We start from the raw sequence: 16,761 nt of genomic DNA, 5'->3' as shown, positions 1-16,761 counted from the left end.
CGTCCCGAATTTTCGATTGGAAAGCGAAACCATGACCCATCATTCGCAAGACATGCAGGCCTGTATCGACGCCTGCCTCGCCTGCTATCGAACGTGCCTGTCGACCGCCATGCATCACTGCCTCGAAGCGGGCGGCGACCATACGGAACCCGCGCACTTCCGCCTGATGGCGGCCTGCGCCGAGATGTGCCGGGCGTCGGCCCATATCATGCTGACGGGATCGGATGCCCACCGCCATTCCTGCACGGCCTGCGCCGCCATCTGCTCGGCCTGCGCAGACGACTGCGAACGGGTGGGCGGCATGGCCGAATGCGTCCGCGCATGCCGGGAGTGTGCGGAGCACTGCCGCCGGATGGGAGCGATGCAATGAGCCGCGCACCTCTGCTTCTCGCTCTTGCCCTTGCCGCGGCGATTCCGCTCGACACCGCGCAGGCCCAGGATACGCCCCAACCCGGTACGGGTCATGGTGCCGCGGACCATGATGCGATGGGCCATGGCGCGGCGGCGCAACCCGGCAGCCCGACGGCGAGCCAGCGGATGATGCAGGCGATGGACACGATGCATCAGGCGATGGCAACGGAGCCGATGACGGGACGTCCGGGGCTCGATTTCGCCCGCATGATGGTCCCCCATCACCAGAGCGCGATCGACATGGCGCGCGCCTATCTCGACAGCGGCGAGAACGATCCGACGCTGACCCGGATTTCGCGTGACGTCATCTCCTCGCAGGAGAAGGAGATCGCCGAACTGCAGGCCTGGATCGACGCCAACAAGGGACGATAGGGTCCCGACCGAGTGGGCGGATCGATGGGTCCGTCCGCCCACTCGCCCGACCCAGCGAGCGACATATGTTGCCGGGTATGGAACCGACCCCGCCCGCCTCCCGCCTGTCGTCTCGGCGTCCCGACTTAGGGCGCATCCCGATCCTCCGGAAGGTGGAGGTGCGGGGCCTCGCGTTCTTCGGCATCATCTCTGCATCGCTCTTCGGGTTCCTCACTATCGCCAGCGAGATGCGGGAGGGGGAAACCCACGCGTTCGACGATGCGATCCTGCGGGCGCTCCGCAGCCCCACCGATCCGGCGGACCCGATTGGCCCGTTCTGGATCGAGGCCATCATGCGGGACCTCACGGCGCTCGGCGGCTACACGGTCCTCTCGCTTATTCTCGTTCTGGCGGTCACCTACCTCCTGATGAAGGGCAAACGGGCGTCGGCCCTGATGATGGCCGTCGCCGTCGTGGGAGGCGTGATCCTGTCCAACCTTCTGAAGATCGGATTCGACCGGCAGCGGCCGGACGTCGTGGCCCACCTCGTCGATGTCCACAGCCTCAGCTTCCCCAGCGGTCATGCGATGCTTTCGGCCGTCACCTATCTGACGCTCGGTGCGCTGCTTGCCCGGTCAGAGCGCGGGATCGTGATGCGCGCCTATTTCATGGGTGTCGCGATCGTGCTGACGCTCCTGATCGGATCGAGCCGCGTGTATCTCGGTGTGCATTACCCGACCGACGTTCTGGCGGGATGGTGTGCCGGGTCCGCCTGGGCCTTCATCTGCTGGTGGGTGGCGCGATGGCTGCAGCATCGCGGCAGCGTCGAGCCGAGCTCCTGACGCGTAGTCGTCGCAGCGTTCTCCGAACGGGAAACGGCGCCTGCTCCCGGGGGAACCGACGCCGCCTTGGTCATTTCACTTCGGCTCAGAAGTCAAAGTTGTTGATGTCGGCCTTGGTGAAGACCTTCGGTGCGCCGAGCAGGATCTGGCTCTGGTTGACGACCTGCAGGTCGCCGAGGCGGCCGGCCTTGAACGTCGTGTCACCCGGCTTCAGCGTGCCGTCGGCGACCGCCCGCATCGCCATGCCGGCGGCATAGCCGAGGTCGACCGTCGACCAGAGGATGGTCGACTTGATGCAGTCGTTGTTGATGTAGGGCTTCATCGCGTTGGGCAGCGCGAGGCCGACCACCGAGACCTTGCCACACAGGTTCTGCTGCTGCACCGCTTCCGAAGCGGCCGGCGTCGCGACCGACGTCATGCCGAGGATGCCCTTCAGCTCGTCGCCGTACTTGTTGATCAGCGTCTGCGCCTGGTTGAAGGACAGGATGTTGTCCTCCTGCGCCTCAACCGTCTCGAGGAACTTGATCTTCGGGTGGCACTTCTCGGCATAGGCGGCCATCTCGGTGATCCAGCGCGCCTGGTTGGGCGTCGTGAAGGTCGAGGTGACGATCGCGAACGAGCCTTCCTCGCCGATCTCGGAGGCGAGCTGGTCGATCATCGACTTGGCGACGCCGTTCGGCTCGGCCTGGTTCACGAACCACTGGCGAGCGTCGGCCTCGGCGTCGGCGTCGTAGCCGACGACGTTGATGCCGGCTTCCAGAGCGCGCTTCAGCACCGGCGCGATCGCGACCGGGTCGTTCGCGGCGAACAGGATGCCGTCGACGCCCGACGTGATGTAGTTGTCGATGAAGGTGATCTGCTCGTCGATGTTCGCCTTGGTCGGACCGTCGGTTGTGACGGTCATCGAGCCGAGCTCCTTGGCCGCTTCCTGGATGCCCGCAGCGGTCGAGTTGAAGTAGCCGACGCCGACGAGCTTCGGAATATCGACGACCTTCAGCGGCTTGCCCTTGCGGTCGGGCGCGCCGGTCGGCTCGCCGCCGTTGTAGTCGCCCGGCGGCACGGCCGTGACGCTGGCGTCGCAGGCGAGGGGGTTGGCCGGCTGGTCGTCGCCGCCCGTCCAGGCGCTCTGCGCCATAGCCGGTGCGGTCAGAAGGCTGGTGCCGACGAGAAATGCCAGAAGGGTGCGCATGCCGTTGTCTCCTCCACGATGACGTTGGGCTGGTCTTCAGTCCCGGCCGCTGCCGGCCGGAGCAGTGCCTCAGTCGCCGGAATAGCGGCTGAGGAAGTTCGAGATGAGCACGGCCGCGATCAGCACGGCTCCGATGATGACGATGGTGCCGTCGCCGCGCACGCCCGACAGGGCGAGGCCGTTCTTCAGGACCTGAACGAGGCAGAGGCCGAGCAGCGTGCCGACGACGAGGCCGCGTCCGCCGAAGATCGATGTGCCGCCGAGCACCACGGCCGTGATGACATCGAGCTCGATGCCCGACCCCATGTCCGAACGCGTGGTCGAGACGCGGCTGACGAAGACGACGGCCGCGAGCGCCGATACGAAACCGGAGGCCGAGTAGATCCAGAGCTTAGTCTTGGCGACGTCGATGCCGGAAAAGGCTGCGCCCGCCTCGTTGTTGCCGATGGCGTAGGTCGCGCGGCCGAAGGCCGTGTAGCGCAGGATGAAGAAGCCGGCGAAGGCGACGATGGCGAGCAGCCAGAGCTGCGTCGGGATTCCGAAGACGTCGCCCTGTCCGAGTTCGAAGAACCACTTCGGATAGCCGCGGATCGACTGCGCCTGGCTGATGCCTTCGGCGAGGCCGCGATAGAGCGCGAGCGTCGCTAGTGTCGCTATCAGCGGCGGCACGCGGAAGCGGGTGATGATGAGCCCGTTGACGAAGCCCGCGGCGGTTCCGACCACCATGGACAGGCCGATGGCGACGGGCAGTGGCAGGCCGAGCGTCTTCCAGAAGACGCCGATCAGGATGGCGCAGAGGCCGAGGATGGATCCGACCGACAGGTCGATGCCGCCGGTGACGATCACGAACGTCATCACCACCGCGATCAGGCCGACCTCGGTGAGCAGCCGCCCCTGGTTGAGGAGGTTGGCCGCGGTGAAGAAGCGCTCGTTGTCGACGGCGAGGACCGCCAGCGCGAGCGCGAGGATCAGCGCGAGGATTGCCTCGTGGCGGAGGAGGGAGCGAAAGGTCATGGTTCTCTCCTCCCTCAGCTCGCTCGCCCACGGCGCGCCATGTCGGCGAGCACCGTTGCGAGGATGAGGATGCCCTGCACCGCGCGAAGCCAGTAGGCCGACACGTTGAGGAAGATCAGCGACGAGCCGATGGCGGCGAAGAGGATCGCGGCGAGCGTCGAGCCTACGACGGTGCCTATGCCTCCGAGGATCGACACGCCGCCGACGACCGACGCGGTGATGACGATGAGTTCGAGGCCGTTCGGTACGGTGGACTGGATCACCTGAAGCTGCGTCGCAAAGAGGATCGCGGCGACGCCGGCGATGAGCCCGTGCAGCGCGAAGACCTTCACGATCGTCGCCTTGTAGGGAATGCCGGACGCCTCGGCCGCTTCCGGGTTGCCGCCGACGGCGTAGATGGCCCGACCGAACGCGGTGGAGCGCAGCATGAAGGCGAAACCGATGGTCATGACGATCATGAACCAGACCGGGGAGGGCACATCGAACAGGCGGAACTGGGCGAGCTGGAACTCCGGCGGCAGGCCGGAGATCCAGGCACCGCCCGTCACTGTGATCAGGCCGCCTCGCAGGATCGAGAGCATCGCGAGTGTCGCGATGATCGACGGCACCTTGAGGTAGGCGATCAGGGCGCCGAGCCCCGCGTTCACGACGCCGCCGATCAGGATCGGCAGAAGCCAGGAAAGCCAGACGGGATAGCCACTGGTCACGAGGATGCCGGAGACCGTCGCCAGGACGCCGATCAGCGCGCCCACCGAGACGTCGATATGGCCCGAGATGATGACCATCGACATGCCGATCGCGGCGACCGCGATGTAGGCGTTGCCGACGAAGATCGAGGTGAGGTTGTTCTGCGAGACGAAGCGCGGATTGATCCAGCCGACCACGAGAAAGAGCGCCGCGATCGCGACGACCAGCAGCAGTTCCTGGCCGGACGACGACAGGCGGCGCGAGAGCGTCGGACCCTTCATGCCGCGTGTCCCGTCATCATGGCGGTGCCGACGGCATCGGGCGTGGCGTCGGCGCGATCGAGGATCGCTGTCATGCGCCCGCCGTTCATCACGAGCACGCGGTCGCTCATGCCGAGCACCTCGGGCAGTTCGCTCGAGATCATGATGATGGCGAGCCCCTGGCGCGCGAGCTGGTTCATGAGCTTGTGGATCTCGGTCTTGGCGCCGACGTCGACGCCGCGCGTCGGCTCGTCGAGGATGAGGATGCGCGGGTCGGTGGCCAGCCACTTGGCGATGACGACCTTCTGCTGGTTGCCACCCGAGAGCTGGGCGACGACCTGGCCGGGACCGCGGGCACGGATGGAGAAGCGCTTGATGGCGTCTTCGGCCAGCGCCTTCTCGCGCGCCGTATCGACCACCGAGCGGCGCGTGAGGCGATCCAGGATCGCCATCGAGACGTTCTCACGGATGGTCTGGGGTCGGACGAGGCCGTGCTGCGCCCGGTCCTCGGGCACGTAGGCGATGCGCTTGTCGATCGCCTCCCGCACGCTGCCGACCTTCACCGGCTTGCCGTCTATCAGGATTTCGCCCGACGTCGCGGGGGTCACCCCGAAGATCGTCTGCGCCAGTTCCGTGCGACCGGAGCCGACGAGGCCGGCAATCCCGAGGATCTCGCCAGCGCGCACGGAGAAGGTCACGTCGCGCACCTTCCCGGCGTAGGCGAGATCGCGCACTTCGAGCACCGTCTCGCCGATCGGGATGTCTTCCTTCGGAAACAGTTCGTCGATGTCGCGACCGACCATCATCGAAACGAGGCTGGCTTCCGTCACCTCGCCAACGGGCTTGGTGGCGATCGTCTTGCCGTCGCGCAGCACGGTGACGCGGTCGGAGATCTCGAAGATCTCGTTCATGCGATGGCTGACGTAGATGATGCCTACCCCTTGCGCGCGAAGCGAGCGCACGACGTCGAGGAGGCGCCGGACGTCGGCCTCGGCGAGCGCCGCGGTCGGCTCGTCCATGATCAGCGCGCGCGCGTTCTTCGACAGGGCGCGCGCGATCTCGACGCGCTGGCGGTTGGCGACGGACAGCCTGGAGACGGTCTCGTCGACGTCGAGGTCGGGACAGTCGAGGCGGTCGAGGATCTCCCGCGCCCGGCGCCGCATGGTCGCCCAGTCGAGGGTCCCACGGCCGGTGCGGGGCGCATGGCCGACGAAGATGTTTTCGGCAACCGTCAGCGCAGGAAACAGAAGCAGTTCCTGATGGACGACGGCGATGCCCTGGTCCTGCGCGTCCCGCGGGCCGTCCAGCTTGCGCGCCTGCCCGTCGATCTCGACTGCGCCGGCGTTCGGCTGGTGCGCACCCGACATGATGCGGATCATGGTCGATTTGCCGGCGCCGTTCTCGCCCATGAGGGCGTGGACTTCGCCGGGACGAAGGTCGAAATCGACTCCCTTCAGCACCGAGACCGGCCCGAAAGCCTTCTCGATCCCGCGCAGCGCGATGATGGGCGGGGCCTCAGTTGACAAGGAAGCCCCCCTCGATGGGCATGGCGTGGCCGTGAATCATGGCGGCGGCGTCCGAGAGCAGGAACAGGATGGTCTCGGCGACATCGCCGGTCTCGGCAAAGCGGCCGACCGGGGTGCGGGCCAGCATCGGACCGCCCTTTTCCGGCGCGCTCCAGGCGACGCGCGCAAGTTCCGTCAGCGTGATGCCCGGGTTCACGGCGTTGACGCGGATGCGATGCGGACCGAGTTCGTTGGCCATCACGCGCGTCAGCCCGTCCAGCGCCCCTTTCGAGGCGCAGTAGGCGGCATGGTCGCGGAAACCGAGGAAGGACGAGATCGAGGACACGTTGACGATCGCGGCCGGCACCGAGCGCCGGATGACGTCGCGCGCGAAGACCTGAGCGACGATGGCGGCTGCGCGCACGTTGATCGCCTGAACCTCGTCGAAGGACTCGTCCTTCATCTCGAGGAACGGCTCGAGGATGTTGATCCCCGCGCAGTTGACCAAAAGATCGGCCGGCAGGGTCTCCTCCGCTGCCCGGCGTGCCGCCACGGCATCGCCGAGATCGACTGTGATCGTGCGGCAGCCGATCTCCGCCGCCAGCGTCTCGAGGTCCGCGGCCGTGCGACCAAGCGCCACCACCTCGGCGCCGCGCTCCCGCAGGAGCGTCGCGACGTGCCGGCCGATGCCTTTTCCGGCACCGGTGACGATGGCGGTCCTACCCTTGAAGTTCATCCTCGTTCCTCCCGAACGCGGTGGATGGTGCGGGGTGGTTCAGTCCCCGATGCCCATCTCGATCTGCATCTTGACCTCGCCCTTGGGCGCCTTCGCCGCGAGCTCGAACGCCTCGACGCTCTGGTCGAACGTGAAGGTGCGGGTGATGAGCGGCGACACGTCGACGGCGCCGGACGCCAGCATCGCGACGCAGCGCGGGAACACGTGCGCGTAGCGGAACACGTGCTCGACGCGCGCTTCCTTCAGCATCGCCTGCGAGACGTCGTAGGATGGGTTCGACAGCGGGATGCCGACGAACACCACGACGCCGCCGGGGCAGAGCGGCTCGAAGATCGTCGCGATCGCCTTTTCCGAGCCTGCGCATTCGTAGATCACGTCGGCGCCCCAGCCTTCCGTGCGCGCCTTGACGGCGTCGACGAGGCTCTCGCGCGATACGTTGACCGTCGAGACCGAGCCGAGCTTGCGGGCGATCTCGAGCTTCGTATCGTCGATGTCGGACACGATGACATGCGCGCAGCCGCCGGCGAGCGCCGCCAGCACCGTGACGAGACCGATCGGCCCGGCACCGATGACCACCGCGACGTTGCCGGGTGCCGCCTTGGCCTTCGTGACGGCGTGGACGCCGACGGCCAGCGGCTCGACCATTGCTGCGGCCGCGAAGGACACGTTGTCCGGCAGCTTGAAGGTGAAGGCTTCGGGGTGGACGACGCTCGGGCGCAATACGCCGTGCACCGGCGGGGTCGCCCAGAACTGGACGGCGGGGTCGAGATTGTAGAGCCCGAGGCGCGTCGCGCGGCTGTTGGGGTCGGGGATGCCCGGCTCCATGCAGACGCGGTCGCCGGGCTTCAGGGTCGTCACGGCCGAGCCGATCTCGGTGACGATGCCGGACGCCTCGTGGCCGAGGATCATGGGCTCGCGCACCACGAAGGGGCCGATGGCGCCGTGCGTGTAGTAGTGAACGTCGGAGCCGCAGATTCCGACCGTGTGAATCGCGATGCGCACGTCGTGGGCGCCGAGCGTCTCCTGCACGGGGCAATCGCGCAGAGCGAGCTTGTCCTTGGCTTCGAGGACCAGTGCCCGCTGGTCGCCCGCCCTGCTCGCCTTCAACGCGTCGATGTTCCGCATGACCGACTCTCCCCCCTTGATCCTCGTCCGTGCTGCCGAGACGCTAGGTGGCTTCCGATCAGCCCGCGACGCCTCAATGCACGACATTGCAAACTTTTTTGGCCGATATATTAGGCAGCCCGCGTCTCGCCGGTGCGGTGGGTCCGGATGCGGCGAGACTCGTCCCGGTAGGCTGATGGCGTCTGCTGGCATACGGCGTAGAACTGCCGGTTGAAGTTGGCGGTGTTGTTGTAGCCGACGTCGTAACAGATGCGCGTGACGGGGAGGTCGGTCCCGGTCAGAAGCGCGCAGGCCTGCTGGACCCGCATCCGGTTCACGTAAGACGTGAAGTTATGGCCCGTCTGGTGCTTGAAGAAACGGGAAAATGCCGTCACTTCCATGTTGCAGACCGCCGCGGCCTCGCCGAGCGAGATGTCGGTGGCGAAGCGCTCGCTGATGAAGGCGATGACGCGGTCGAGGCGCCGCGAGGCCGAGGTGTGCAGCCCGAGCGACGGGGCGTAGCGTGCGAGGACCCGCCGCTCGTCCGGCCGGGCGGCCAGACCTGCCAGAAGCGAGAGGAAGGCGACCAGTCGTCCGGCACCCCGCTGATGTTCCATGGCGCAAAGTTTTCTGCGTCCCTGCTCGGCCGTCTCGCCGTGGAACTCGACGCCGAACGCCGCGTCCCGGAGCAGGGCACGAAGATCGGCGAACTCGCTGAAGCCGTTCACCAGCGTCTCGCAGACCGCCGCGTCGAACTGGACCAGCACATCGCGGTTGGGCAGCCGTCCTCCGGGGTCGAGATCGCTGATCCAGTTGTGCGGCAGGTTGGGTCCGGCCAGCACCAGACAGCCTTCCTGGAACGGGCCGACATAGTCGCCGACCATCATCCGCCCGCGCCCGGCCGTGACGAGATGCAGCTCGTACTCGGGGTGGCGGTGCCATTTGGCGAGATGATGCGGGTAGTCGTGCTTGGCCCAGCGGATGCTCTCGCCGGGCCCGCGCAGGATGATCTCGAGCGCAGGGTCGTTGCCGGTGGCGGGCGCGGCGTCCGGGCGGTCGCAGGTCATGCCGTCTCCTCCAGACGAGATGCTTCGGCCGTCGCGCTCCACGCCGCACGATACCGCTCGAGGTTCGGCAGGGGCCGATCGGGAAGGGCGCGCTCGGCAGACGGTTGTATCGCGGCATCGGGGCCGAGCGCCAGAAGCGCCGCCCCGGCGCTCGTGCCGGTTCCCTCAGCGGGCGCTGCGACCGGCCGGCCGGTCAGCTCGCGCAGTGCCGCGAGATAGAGGTCGTTCCGCGAGAACGGTCCCTCGACGATGGTCGGACCGTCCGCGCCGATGTTGCGCAGGACCGCCTCGGTCGAGAGCGCTGCGTAGAGGCTCGCAACCGCCGTGCGCTCGGCGTCGGTCAGCGAGCAGGGGTCGACCGACCAGCCGCCCGGACCATCGGGGAAGGGGCCGCTGCCGCGCGTCTGGCCCGGCAGGGCCATGATGCCGCGCTCGACCACGGAGGCGATGGTCGCTTCGTCGGGCGCCTCCGGCCGGCTTTCGGTCAGCAGGTCGAAGTCACGTCCGCCCATGAATATGCCCGACGGCACGGTGCGCCCGAAGGCGTCGGCATTGCCGAGCGTGCTAAACGCGGGATCGAGCCGCACGTCGCGGCCCCCGATCGCGAAGCTCACGATCCAGGTTCCGGTGGAGACGACCGAGAACGGTGTCGATCGCGACAGGAGATGCGGAAGGAGCGAGGCGTTGGAATCATGGATGCCGCACGCCACGGGGATACGCCCCCTGTCTCCAAGGCCCGCGCGGTCGGCGATGTCCGGCAGGAGGGGCCCGAGCGTCTCGAAGGCCGACCGCCGCTTCGGAAAAAGGTCGCGCCAGCCCATCTCGTCGACAAGCGAGGAGTAGTCACCGCGCTGCGGCGACCAGAGATCGGAGTGGCATGCCAGCGATGTGGTTTCGACGGCGGCAATGCCGGTCAGTCGCCATGCCCAATATTGCGGGTAGGTGAGGATCCAGCGCGTCCTCGCAAAAGCGTCGGGAAAGCGCTTCTGCAGCCAGAAGAGCTGCCGCCCGACATTGAGGCCTTGCTTCATCGGCGGCGACAGGGTTTCGGAAAACGGCGGACGCACGGTGTCGTAGGCGTCGCTTTCCGGACCGGCGATGTCGAACTCGTAGTCGATCATCGGTAGGGCGAGGCCGTCGTCGTCCACAAGCACGATCGAGGCGCCGTGCGTCGTGATCGCGATGGCGTCCAGCTCGTGTCCTTCCGCCACCTCGCCGAGCGACGCGACGACGAAGGCGAAGAGGCGGTCGAGATCGTAATGTGGAAAGGGTCCGTCGCGCCGCACCGCGTTGGTCGTCGATCGAAATGCCAGATCGCGCCGCTCGGCGAGATCGTGCATCACCACCTTGGCGTTGGTCTTGCCGATATCGATCACGGCGACATGACGGGCAGGGCGATCCATGCGCTCAATCCATCCGGAACATCGGTTCGAGGGGCGTGACCACGGGCGAAGCGTCCGGGTTGGTGTCCATGATGTCGGCCATCATCGCCCACCAGCGCTTCATCACCTCCTGCTGCGGCAAGGCATCCATGCCGTGGTCGGCCGGTCGCTTCAGGATGGCGAAGAGGTGGTTCGTCTCGGGGTCGAGATGGATCGAATAGTCGCGAATGCCGGCCTCGCGCAGGAGCGCCACCAGATCGGATGGGATTGCGTCGTGCCGGCGGCGATAGGCTTCCGCCTGCCCCGGCTTCAGGACCATGCGGAAGGCGAGCGTTTCGTCAGGCGCGTTGGCCATTCATGCCTCCCTCGACCCTGGCGACGACAAGTTGGACACCCGCTGCCTCGACCATCGCCGCATCCTTGTCGGAGACGGCTTCGTCCGTGACGAGGATCTGCGCGCGCTCCAGCGGCGCCAGAAGCAGGCTCGAGCGATTGCCGAACTTCGAATGGTCGGCGAGGATCACGAGTTCGTCCGCCTGTCGCATCAGACGCTGCTCCGACTGGATGATCAGGGGATCCGTCTCGGCCAGACCCAGCGCCGAAACGCTCTGGACGCCCATGAACATGCGCCGTGCACGAAAATGCGCGGTACCGTCGGCCTCGAACGGCGACAGGATCAGCCCCTGCGCGCGGTAGACGGCACCCGCCGGCAGGAGAACCGTACAGCGCGAATGCTGCATCAGGTGCTCTGCGATCGGAAACGAGTTGGTCATCACCTGCAGGCTCGCGTCCGTCAGGAAATGGACCATCTGGAACGTAGTCGAGCCGCCGTTGATGATCGCGGCGTCGTCATCCTCGCAGAGGCGGGCGGCTTCGCGAGCGATCGCCCGCTTCTCCGCCACGTTGACGGTCCGCGCAAGCGCCAGATCGGATCCGCCCGGCAGTCCCGGCACGGACGATGACATTGCCTCCGCGCCGCCGCGCACCTTGCGAAGCCGACGGGCTGCCGAGAGCGCCTGAATGTCACGACGGATCGTGGCCTCGGAGGCGCCCGTCAAGGCCGCGAACTCCTGCACGGTACCGACCGAGCGCCCCTTGAGGGCACTCAGAATCATCCGCTGGCGTTCGCGTTCGTGCATGCTCGTCCTCCCGACGCAGACCATCGAACGACGCCACCCCGTTGTCAATCATGCTCGATCATATTCGATCATTGTGCGTTGCATCATGATCGGTTGTGATCGTTTCTGTTGACATCGCACCGCATGGGGAGGATGGTCCGCGCGCCGATCCGGTGCGCAGGACGCAAGGGGCGGGCGGCGATTCCGAAAAGAGGTTGGCGATGAGCGCGGCGACGAAACTGCTGGAAAACCGCTGGGACGATGCGCGCGCGGCAGCGATGAGCGAGCCCGAGCGTCTGCTCTATCGCTCCAACCTTCTGGGTTCCGACAAGCGCATCACCAACTACGGCGGTGGCAACACGTCTGCCAAGGTCCAGCAAAAGGACCCGCTGACCGGCGAGGACGTCACCGTCCTCTGGGTAAAGGGCTCGGGCGGCGACGTCGGCACCATGAAGCTCGACGGCTTCGCCACGCTCTACATGGACAAGCTGGAGCAGCTGCGATCAATCTACCGCGGCGTCGAGCAGGAGGACGCGATGGTCGGCCTCCTCAACCATTGCACCTTCGATCTCAACCCGCGCGCGGCCTCGATCGATACCTCACTCCATGCCTATCTGCCCTACCGCCACGTCGATCACATGCACCCTGATGCGGTCATCGCGATCGCCGCGACCAAACGGTCCCGCGAGCTGACGCAGGAAATCTACGGCGACGAGATTGGCTGGCTCGGCTGGCGCCGCCCGGGCTTCGAGCTGGGGCTGGAACTCTCGCGTTTCGCAGCCGCCAATCCGAACGCCACGGGCGTCGTCCTCGAGAGCCATGGTCTATTCACCTGGGGCGACACAGCCAAGGACTGCTATGAGACGACGCTGCGCATCATCAATCGGGCTATCGAATGGTTCGACGGCCAGCTCGCGGGCAAGACCGCCTTCGGTGGCGAGGCCATGGCGCCGCTTGCACCGGACGAGCGCCGCCGCATCGCGGCCCAACTGATGCCGGAAATTCGGGCGCGCATCGGCCAGGACGAGCGCAAGATCGGCCATTTCGACGATTCCGATGCGGTGCTGCAGTTCGTCGGATCTCATGATCTCGACGCCTTGGCCGCGCTCGGCACCTCGTGCCCCGACCACTTCCTGCGCACAAAGATACGGCCGCTGGTCCTGCCCTTCGACGGCGATGTCGACGCCGTTGTCGCCGGGCTCGACGCCTCGATCGAGGCCTACCGCGACGGCTATCGCGCCTATTACGAGCGATGCCGTCACGACGACAGCCCGGCGATCCGAGACCCGAACGCTGTGATCTACCTCGTGCCCAGCGTCGGCATGATGTCGTTCGCCAAGGACAAGGCGACGGCTCGCATCGCCGCCGAGTTCTACGTCAACGCGATCAACGTGATGCGCGGCGCTTCCGGCGTCGACGTCTATCAGGGGCTGGACGAGCAGGAAGCCTTCGACATCGAGTATTGGCTGCTTGAAGAAGCGAAGCTCCAACGGATGCCGAAGCCGAAGTCGCTCGCCGGGCGCGTCGCCTTCGTGACCGGCGGGGCGGGTGGCATCGGCCGCGCGACCGCCGAGCGGCTTCTTCGGGAGGGAGCCTGCGTCGTGCTAGCCGACATCGACGCAGCCGCCCTCGACGGTGCGAAGGCCGACCTGTCGAAGAGCTTCGGGGCCGATCAGGTTCGCGGCGTTCTCGTCAACGTGACGGACGAGGCGGCGGTGGCCAAAGGCTTCGTCGATGCCGTCGCCGAGTTCGGCGGGCTGGACATCCTCGTCTCCAACGCCGGCATCGCGTCTGCCTCGCCGATCGAGGATACGACGCTGGAAGTCTGGAACCGCAACATCGACATTCTCGCGACTGGCTACTTCCTGGTCTCCCGCGAGGCCTTCCGGCTCTTCCGCCGTCAAAAGCTCGGCGGCGCCGTCGTCTTCATCGCGTCGAAGAACGGTCTGGCGGCCTCCGCCGGCGCTTCAGCCTATTGCGCGGCAAAGGCCGCCGAGATCCATCTCGCGCGCTGCCTGGCGCTGGAGGGGGCGGAGGCCGGCATCCGCGTCAACACGGTCAACCCCGACGCGGTGCTGCGCGGGTCGAAGATCTGGAACGGCGAGTGGCGCGAGCAGCGAGCCGCTTCCTCGAAGATCGGCGAGGACCAGCTGGAGGAGCACTACCGCGCGCGTTCGCTGCTGAAGCGCTCCGTCTTTCCCGAGGACATCGCGGAAGCCGTCTACTTCCTGGCCAGCGACCTGTCCGCCAAGTCGACCGGCAACATCGTCAACGTCGACGCCGGCAATCAGATATCGTTCACGCGCTGACGCATTCATCCATCCGGCCGCCGGGAGGGCAAGCCATGAGAATCCATAAGGACGTCATCGAGGCGGCCAACGAGCGGCTGCGCGCCGACCATGAGGCGGACTACGCCGCGCTGGGGCAGAAGCTGGAGCGCCGCGGCGTCTCGATCGACGAGGTGACGCGCAAGGTTTCGGCCTTCTCGGTCGCCGTTCCGTCCTGGGGCGTCGGCACGGGCGGCACGCGCTTCGCACGCTTTCCGGGCGCTGGCGAGCCGCGCGGCATCTTCGAAAAACTCGACGATTGCGCGGTCATCAACGATCTCGGTCGGGCGACCCCGGCCGTTTCACTGCACTACCCTTGGGATAAGGCGGACCCGACCGAACTGCGCGCCAAGGGCGAGGAGCTTGGCCTCGCCTTCGACGCGATGAATTCCAACACGTTCCAGGATCATCCGGACGACCCGCGCCAGCCGCTCTCCTACAAGTTCGGCTCACTCTCTCACGCCGATGCCGCCGTTCGCGCGCAGGCCGTCGAACACAACCTCGAGACGGTCGATCTCGGTGCCGCCATCGGCTCCAAGGCGCTGACGGTCTGGGTCGGCGACGGCTCCAACTTCCCCGGCCAGAGCGATCTCGGGCGCTCGTTCGAGCGGTACCTCGACGCCATGAAAGGCATCACCGGGCGGCTGCCAGACGACTGGCGCATCTTCTCCGAGCACAAGATGTACGAGCCGGCCTTCTACTCGACCGTGATGGCGGACTGGGGCACGAGCCTGATGACCGCCATGGAACTCGGGCCGAAGGCGTTCTGCCTCGTCGATCTCGGACACCACGCGCCGAACGTGAACATCGAGCAGATCGTCTCGCGGCTGATCCATGCCGGGAAGCTCGGCGGCTTCCATTTCAACGACTCCAAATACGGCGACGACGACCTCGACGCCGGCTCGATCGATCCCTTCCGCCTGTTCCTCGTCTTCAACGAACTGGTCGAGGCCGGGGGGCGGCTCGATGCGCTTCATCCGTCCTACATGATCGACCAGTCGCACAACGTCACCGACCCGATCGAGAGCCTGATCCGCTCGGCGAACGAGATCCGACGCGCTTACGTGCAAGCGCTGCTTGTCGACCGGCAGGCGCTGCGCGGACACCAGGACGAGAACGACGTCATGATGGCCTCCGAAACGCTGAAGGCTGGCTTCCGCCTGGACGTCGAGCCGATCCTGGCACAGGCCCGGCTTGATGCGGGCGGGGCTATCGATCCCGTCGCGGCCTACCGGACGAGCGGCTATCGTGCCCGCGTCGCCAGCGAGCGCCCGGCTGCGCGGGCGTCTGGCGGCGGCATCGTCTGAAGGAGCCGAGCATGACCAATCTCTACCGCACCGCCATCGAGGAACTGGCGCGCGTCGCGGACAATATCGACGATCGTGCCGTGGACGAAGCCTGCCGGCGCATCGCCGAGGCACGGCATGTCAGCGTCTATGCGGGAGGACGCGAAGGTCTGCAGGTGAAGGGCTTCGCAATGCGGCTCTTTCATCTCGGCCGATCGGTCTCGGTGGTCGGCGACATGACGACCCCGGCGCTCGGGCCGGGCGACGTGTTCTTCGTCGTTTGCGGTCCGGGTGAGATTTCGACGGCGGTCGCGCTGGTCGGGGTCGCGAAGGCAGCAGGGGCCGAGGTGGTCGTCGTGACCGCGCAGCCGCTGGGACGGGTGCCGGGCATGGCCGACTACGTGCTCACCGTTCCGGCGCAGACGATGGCCGACGATCAGGGCGCTGCCGCCACCTCCGTCCTGCCGATGGGATCGCTGTTCGAAGGCGCGTTGTTCGTGCTGTTCGAGGTCATGGTCCTGAAGCTGAAGACCCGCCTCGGCGTCACCCCCGAGGCCATGCGCGCCAACCACACAAACATGGAATAGCCAGGCGGAACCGCCGCGCGCGGCGATCGGTTCTCCTGACGCAAGCGATCGACAGGAGGTTTCGATGCCGCAGGGCGACAAGTCGAAATACACCGACAAGCAGAAGCGCAAGGCGGAGCATATCGCCGAGGGCTACGAGGAGCGCGGCGTTCCCGAAAAGGAAGCCGAGGCGCGGGCTTGGGCGACCGTCAACAAGGACAGCGGCGGCGGCAACAAGAGCGGCTCCGGTCGTGGACACGCCGAGTCGCACGCCTCCGCTCGAAAGGGCGGCGAGAAGGGTGGAAAGGCGTCCGCATCCCGCACCGCTGCACAGCGGTCCGAGTCGGCCAAGAAAGCGGCCGCGACGCGCAAGCGGAACGCCGAAGCGCACGCATCCCACGCCTGAACGTCGAACCATACGAAAGGACGCCGGAGGATGGGTCCGGCGTCCTTTTCTTCACCAAGCTTTCGTTCAGTTCGTCTTGACGCTGTCGTCGCCGGCGCTCGTACCGGGGACGGGGACGCTGGTATCCGCGGGGACCGGCGTCGCGTCCGTCGGGACGACGACGGTGCTCGCGGCGTCGGCCGGCATCGTCGAGGCGACACCCGTGCCGTTGCCCGGAACCGGCACCTTGCTGGTGTTGGCATCGGTCGAGGCGGGAGGCGCATCCGTCGGCGTCGTCACGGTGCTGGCGGCGCCCGCCGGCATCGCGGACTCTTCGCCGGCGCTGGTGCCAGGAACCGGATTGGTCGTCTCGGACGACTGGGCGAATGCGGCGGTGGAAAGGGCAGCCGTGGTGGCGAGGGCGAGAATCAGGCGGTTCATTGCATACTCCCCAGAAACTACCGAACACGCCGGTTGCAACGCTCCAGACGCTGCACGCTTCGGCACATCATCAGAACTCCGACGTTCAAG

At 66.8% G+C, this 16,761-nt stretch carries 18 protein-coding genes; 7 read left to right on the top strand and 11 right to left on the bottom strand.

What is annotated here, in order from left to right:
• Positions 1-31 precede the first annotated feature (31 nt).
• The 3 genes from BM175_RS14190 to BM175_RS14180 all read left to right on the top strand — a co-directional run bounded on the left by BM175_RS14190 (position 32) and on the right by BM175_RS14180 (position 1,604).
• Complete coding sequence (locus BM175_RS14190; protein ID WP_090964114.1) at positions 32-370, top strand: four-helix bundle copper-binding protein; 339 nt, start codon at positions 32-34, stop codon at positions 368-370.
• Complete coding sequence (locus BM175_RS14185; protein ID WP_090964112.1) at positions 367-783, top strand: DUF305 domain-containing protein; 417 nt, start codon at positions 367-369, stop codon at positions 781-783. Before BM175_RS14190 ends, BM175_RS14185 begins: the two co-directional genes overlap by 4 nt.
• A gap of 158 nt (positions 784-941) precedes the next feature.
• The gene (locus tag BM175_RS14180; protein ID WP_244546010.1) at positions 942-1,604 is read left to right on the top strand and encodes a phosphatase PAP2 family protein; all 663 of its coding nucleotides are present in this window, start codon (positions 942-944) and stop codon (positions 1,602-1,604) included.
• An 85-nt stretch (positions 1,605-1,689) separates the two neighbouring features.
• On the opposite strand, the gene BM175_RS14175 is transcribed toward BM175_RS14180, so the two are convergent.
• The 10 genes from BM175_RS14175 to BM175_RS14130 all read right to left on the bottom strand — a co-directional run bounded on the left by BM175_RS14175 (position 1,690) and on the right by BM175_RS14130 (position 11,687).
• A complete protein-coding gene (locus BM175_RS14175; protein ID WP_090964108.1) occupies positions 1,690-2,793 on the bottom strand; it encodes an autoinducer 2 ABC transporter substrate-binding protein in 1,104 nt (367 codons plus the stop codon).
• Positions 2,794-2,862: 69 nt separating this feature from the next.
• The gene (locus BM175_RS14170; protein WP_090964106.1) at positions 2,863-3,807 is read right to left on the bottom strand and encodes an ABC transporter permease; all 945 of its coding nucleotides are present in this window, start codon (positions 3,805-3,807) and stop codon (positions 2,863-2,865) included.
• Between the two features lie 14 nt (positions 3,808-3,821).
• On the bottom strand, positions 3,822-4,775 hold the full coding sequence (locus tag BM175_RS14165; RefSeq protein WP_090964104.1) for an ABC transporter permease: 954 nt from the start codon (positions 4,773-4,775) through the stop codon (positions 3,822-3,824).
• Positions 4,772-6,280, bottom strand: coding sequence for a sugar ABC transporter ATP-binding protein (locus BM175_RS14160; protein WP_090964102.1), 1,509 nt, complete (start codon positions 6,278-6,280; stop codon positions 4,772-4,774). Before BM175_RS14160 ends, BM175_RS14165 begins: the two co-directional genes overlap by 4 nt.
• Positions 6,270-6,995, bottom strand: a complete 726-nt coding sequence (locus BM175_RS14155; RefSeq protein ID WP_090964101.1) for an SDR family oxidoreductase — start codon at positions 6,993-6,995, stop codon at positions 6,270-6,272. Before BM175_RS14155 ends, BM175_RS14160 begins: the two co-directional genes overlap by 11 nt.
• 39 nt (positions 6,996-7,034) lie before the next feature.
• Positions 7,035-8,120 (bottom strand): NAD(P)-dependent alcohol dehydrogenase, encoded by a 1,086-nt coding sequence (locus BM175_RS14150; protein WP_090964099.1) that lies wholly within the window; start codon positions 8,118-8,120, stop codon positions 7,035-7,037.
• 110 nt (positions 8,121-8,230) lie between these two features.
• Positions 8,231-9,166 (bottom strand): AraC family transcriptional regulator, encoded by a 936-nt coding sequence (locus tag BM175_RS14145; RefSeq protein WP_090964097.1) that lies wholly within the window; start codon positions 9,164-9,166, stop codon positions 8,231-8,233.
• Complete coding sequence (locus BM175_RS14140) at positions 9,163-10,569, bottom strand: FGGY-family carbohydrate kinase (RefSeq protein ID WP_090964095.1); 1,407 nt, start codon at positions 10,567-10,569, stop codon at positions 9,163-9,165. Before BM175_RS14140 ends, BM175_RS14145 begins: the two co-directional genes overlap by 4 nt.
• 4 nt (positions 10,570-10,573) lie before the next feature.
• Complete coding sequence (locus BM175_RS14135) at positions 10,574-10,903, bottom strand: L-rhamnose mutarotase (RefSeq protein ID WP_090964093.1); 330 nt, start codon at positions 10,901-10,903, stop codon at positions 10,574-10,576.
• Complete coding sequence (locus tag BM175_RS14130) at positions 10,887-11,687, bottom strand: DeoR/GlpR family DNA-binding transcription regulator (protein WP_090964091.1); 801 nt, start codon at positions 11,685-11,687, stop codon at positions 10,887-10,889. Before BM175_RS14130 ends, BM175_RS14135 begins: the two co-directional genes overlap by 17 nt.
• A gap of 200 nt (positions 11,688-11,887) precedes the next feature.
• On the opposite strand from BM175_RS14130, the gene BM175_RS14125 reads away from it, so the two are divergent.
• The 4 genes from BM175_RS14125 to BM175_RS14110 all read left to right on the top strand — a co-directional run bounded on the left by BM175_RS14125 (position 11,888) and on the right by BM175_RS14110 (position 16,251).
• Entirely contained in the window at positions 11,888-13,975 is a 2,088-nt protein-coding gene (locus BM175_RS14125; protein WP_090964089.1) for a bifunctional rhamnulose-1-phosphate aldolase/short-chain dehydrogenase, read from the top strand.
• 35 nt (positions 13,976-14,010) lie between these two features.
• A complete protein-coding gene (rhaI, locus tag BM175_RS14120; protein ID WP_090964087.1) occupies positions 14,011-15,300 on the top strand; it encodes an L-rhamnose catabolism isomerase in 1,290 nt (429 codons plus the stop codon).
• A gap of 11 nt (positions 15,301-15,311) precedes the next feature.
• Positions 15,312-15,866 (top strand): SIS domain-containing protein, encoded by a 555-nt coding sequence (locus tag BM175_RS14115; RefSeq protein WP_090964085.1) that lies wholly within the window; start codon positions 15,312-15,314, stop codon positions 15,864-15,866.
• Between the two features lie 64 nt (positions 15,867-15,930).
• Positions 15,931-16,251: a plasmid stabilization protein gene (locus tag BM175_RS14110; RefSeq protein ID WP_090964083.1), complete on the top strand. Its 321-nt coding sequence runs from the start codon at positions 15,931-15,933 to the stop codon at positions 16,249-16,251.
• Positions 16,252-16,317: 66 nt separating this feature from the next.
• Here BM175_RS14110 and BM175_RS14105 read toward each other — a convergent pair whose 3' ends face one another.
• Positions 16,318-16,671 carry a hypothetical protein gene (locus BM175_RS14105; RefSeq protein ID WP_090964081.1) on the bottom strand — a complete coding sequence of 118 codons (354 nt, stop codon included), beginning with the start codon at positions 16,669-16,671 and terminating at the stop codon, positions 16,318-16,320.
• Positions 16,672-16,761: the final 90 nt, after the last annotated feature.

Origin of the sequence: Aureimonas phyllosphaerae (assembly GCF_900113065.1) — a bacterium.
GTDB classification, from domain to species: domain Bacteria; phylum Pseudomonadota; class Alphaproteobacteria; order Rhizobiales; family Rhizobiaceae; genus Aureimonas; species Aureimonas phyllosphaerae.
This window is presented reverse-complemented; position numbering and strand designations above follow the sequence as displayed.

Excerpts from the sequence above, each read along its gene's own strand:
- BM175_RS14130 (WP_090964091.1), bottom strand. The coding sequence starts at position 11,687 with ATGCACGAACGCGAACGCCAGCGGATGATTCTGAGTGCCCTCAAGGGG.
- BM175_RS14175 (WP_090964108.1), bottom strand. The coding sequence starts at position 2,793 with ATGCGCACCCTTCTGGCATTTCTCGTCGGCACCAGCCTTCTGACCGCA.
- BM175_RS14145 (WP_090964097.1), bottom strand. The coding sequence starts at position 9,166 with ATGACCTGCGACCGCCCGGACGCCGCGCCCGCCACCGGCAACGACCCT.
- BM175_RS14185 (WP_090964112.1), top strand. The coding sequence starts at position 367 with ATGAGCCGCGCACCTCTGCTTCTCGCTCTTGCCCTTGCCGCGGCGATT.
- BM175_RS14135 (WP_090964093.1), bottom strand. The coding sequence starts at position 10,903 with ATGGCCAACGCGCCTGACGAAACGCTCGCCTTCCGCATGGTCCTGAAG.
- BM175_RS14150 (WP_090964099.1), bottom strand. The coding sequence starts at position 8,120 with ATGCGGAACATCGACGCGTTGAAGGCGAGCAGGGCGGGCGACCAGCGG.
- BM175_RS14140 (WP_090964095.1), bottom strand. The coding sequence starts at position 10,569 with ATGGATCGCCCTGCCCGTCATGTCGCCGTGATCGATATCGGCAAGACC.
- BM175_RS14110 (WP_090964083.1), top strand. The coding sequence starts at position 15,931 with ATGCCGCAGGGCGACAAGTCGAAATACACCGACAAGCAGAAGCGCAAG.
- BM175_RS14115 (WP_090964085.1), top strand. The coding sequence starts at position 15,312 with ATGACCAATCTCTACCGCACCGCCATCGAGGAACTGGCGCGCGTCGCG.
- BM175_RS14105 (WP_090964081.1), bottom strand. The coding sequence starts at position 16,671 with ATGAACCGCCTGATTCTCGCCCTCGCCACCACGGCTGCCCTTTCCACC.
- BM175_RS14170 (WP_090964106.1), bottom strand. The coding sequence starts at position 3,807 with ATGACCTTTCGCTCCCTCCTCCGCCACGAGGCAATCCTCGCGCTGATC.
- BM175_RS14125 (WP_090964089.1), top strand. The coding sequence starts at position 11,888 with ATGAGCGCGGCGACGAAACTGCTGGAAAACCGCTGGGACGATGCGCGC.
- BM175_RS14190 (WP_090964114.1), top strand. The coding sequence starts at position 32 with ATGACCCATCATTCGCAAGACATGCAGGCCTGTATCGACGCCTGCCTC.
- rhaI (WP_090964087.1), top strand. The coding sequence starts at position 14,011 with ATGAGAATCCATAAGGACGTCATCGAGGCGGCCAACGAGCGGCTGCGC.
- BM175_RS14155 (WP_090964101.1), bottom strand. The coding sequence starts at position 6,995 with ATGAACTTCAAGGGTAGGACCGCCATCGTCACCGGTGCCGGAAAAGGC.
- BM175_RS14165 (WP_090964104.1), bottom strand. The coding sequence starts at position 4,775 with ATGAAGGGTCCGACGCTCTCGCGCCGCCTGTCGTCGTCCGGCCAGGAA.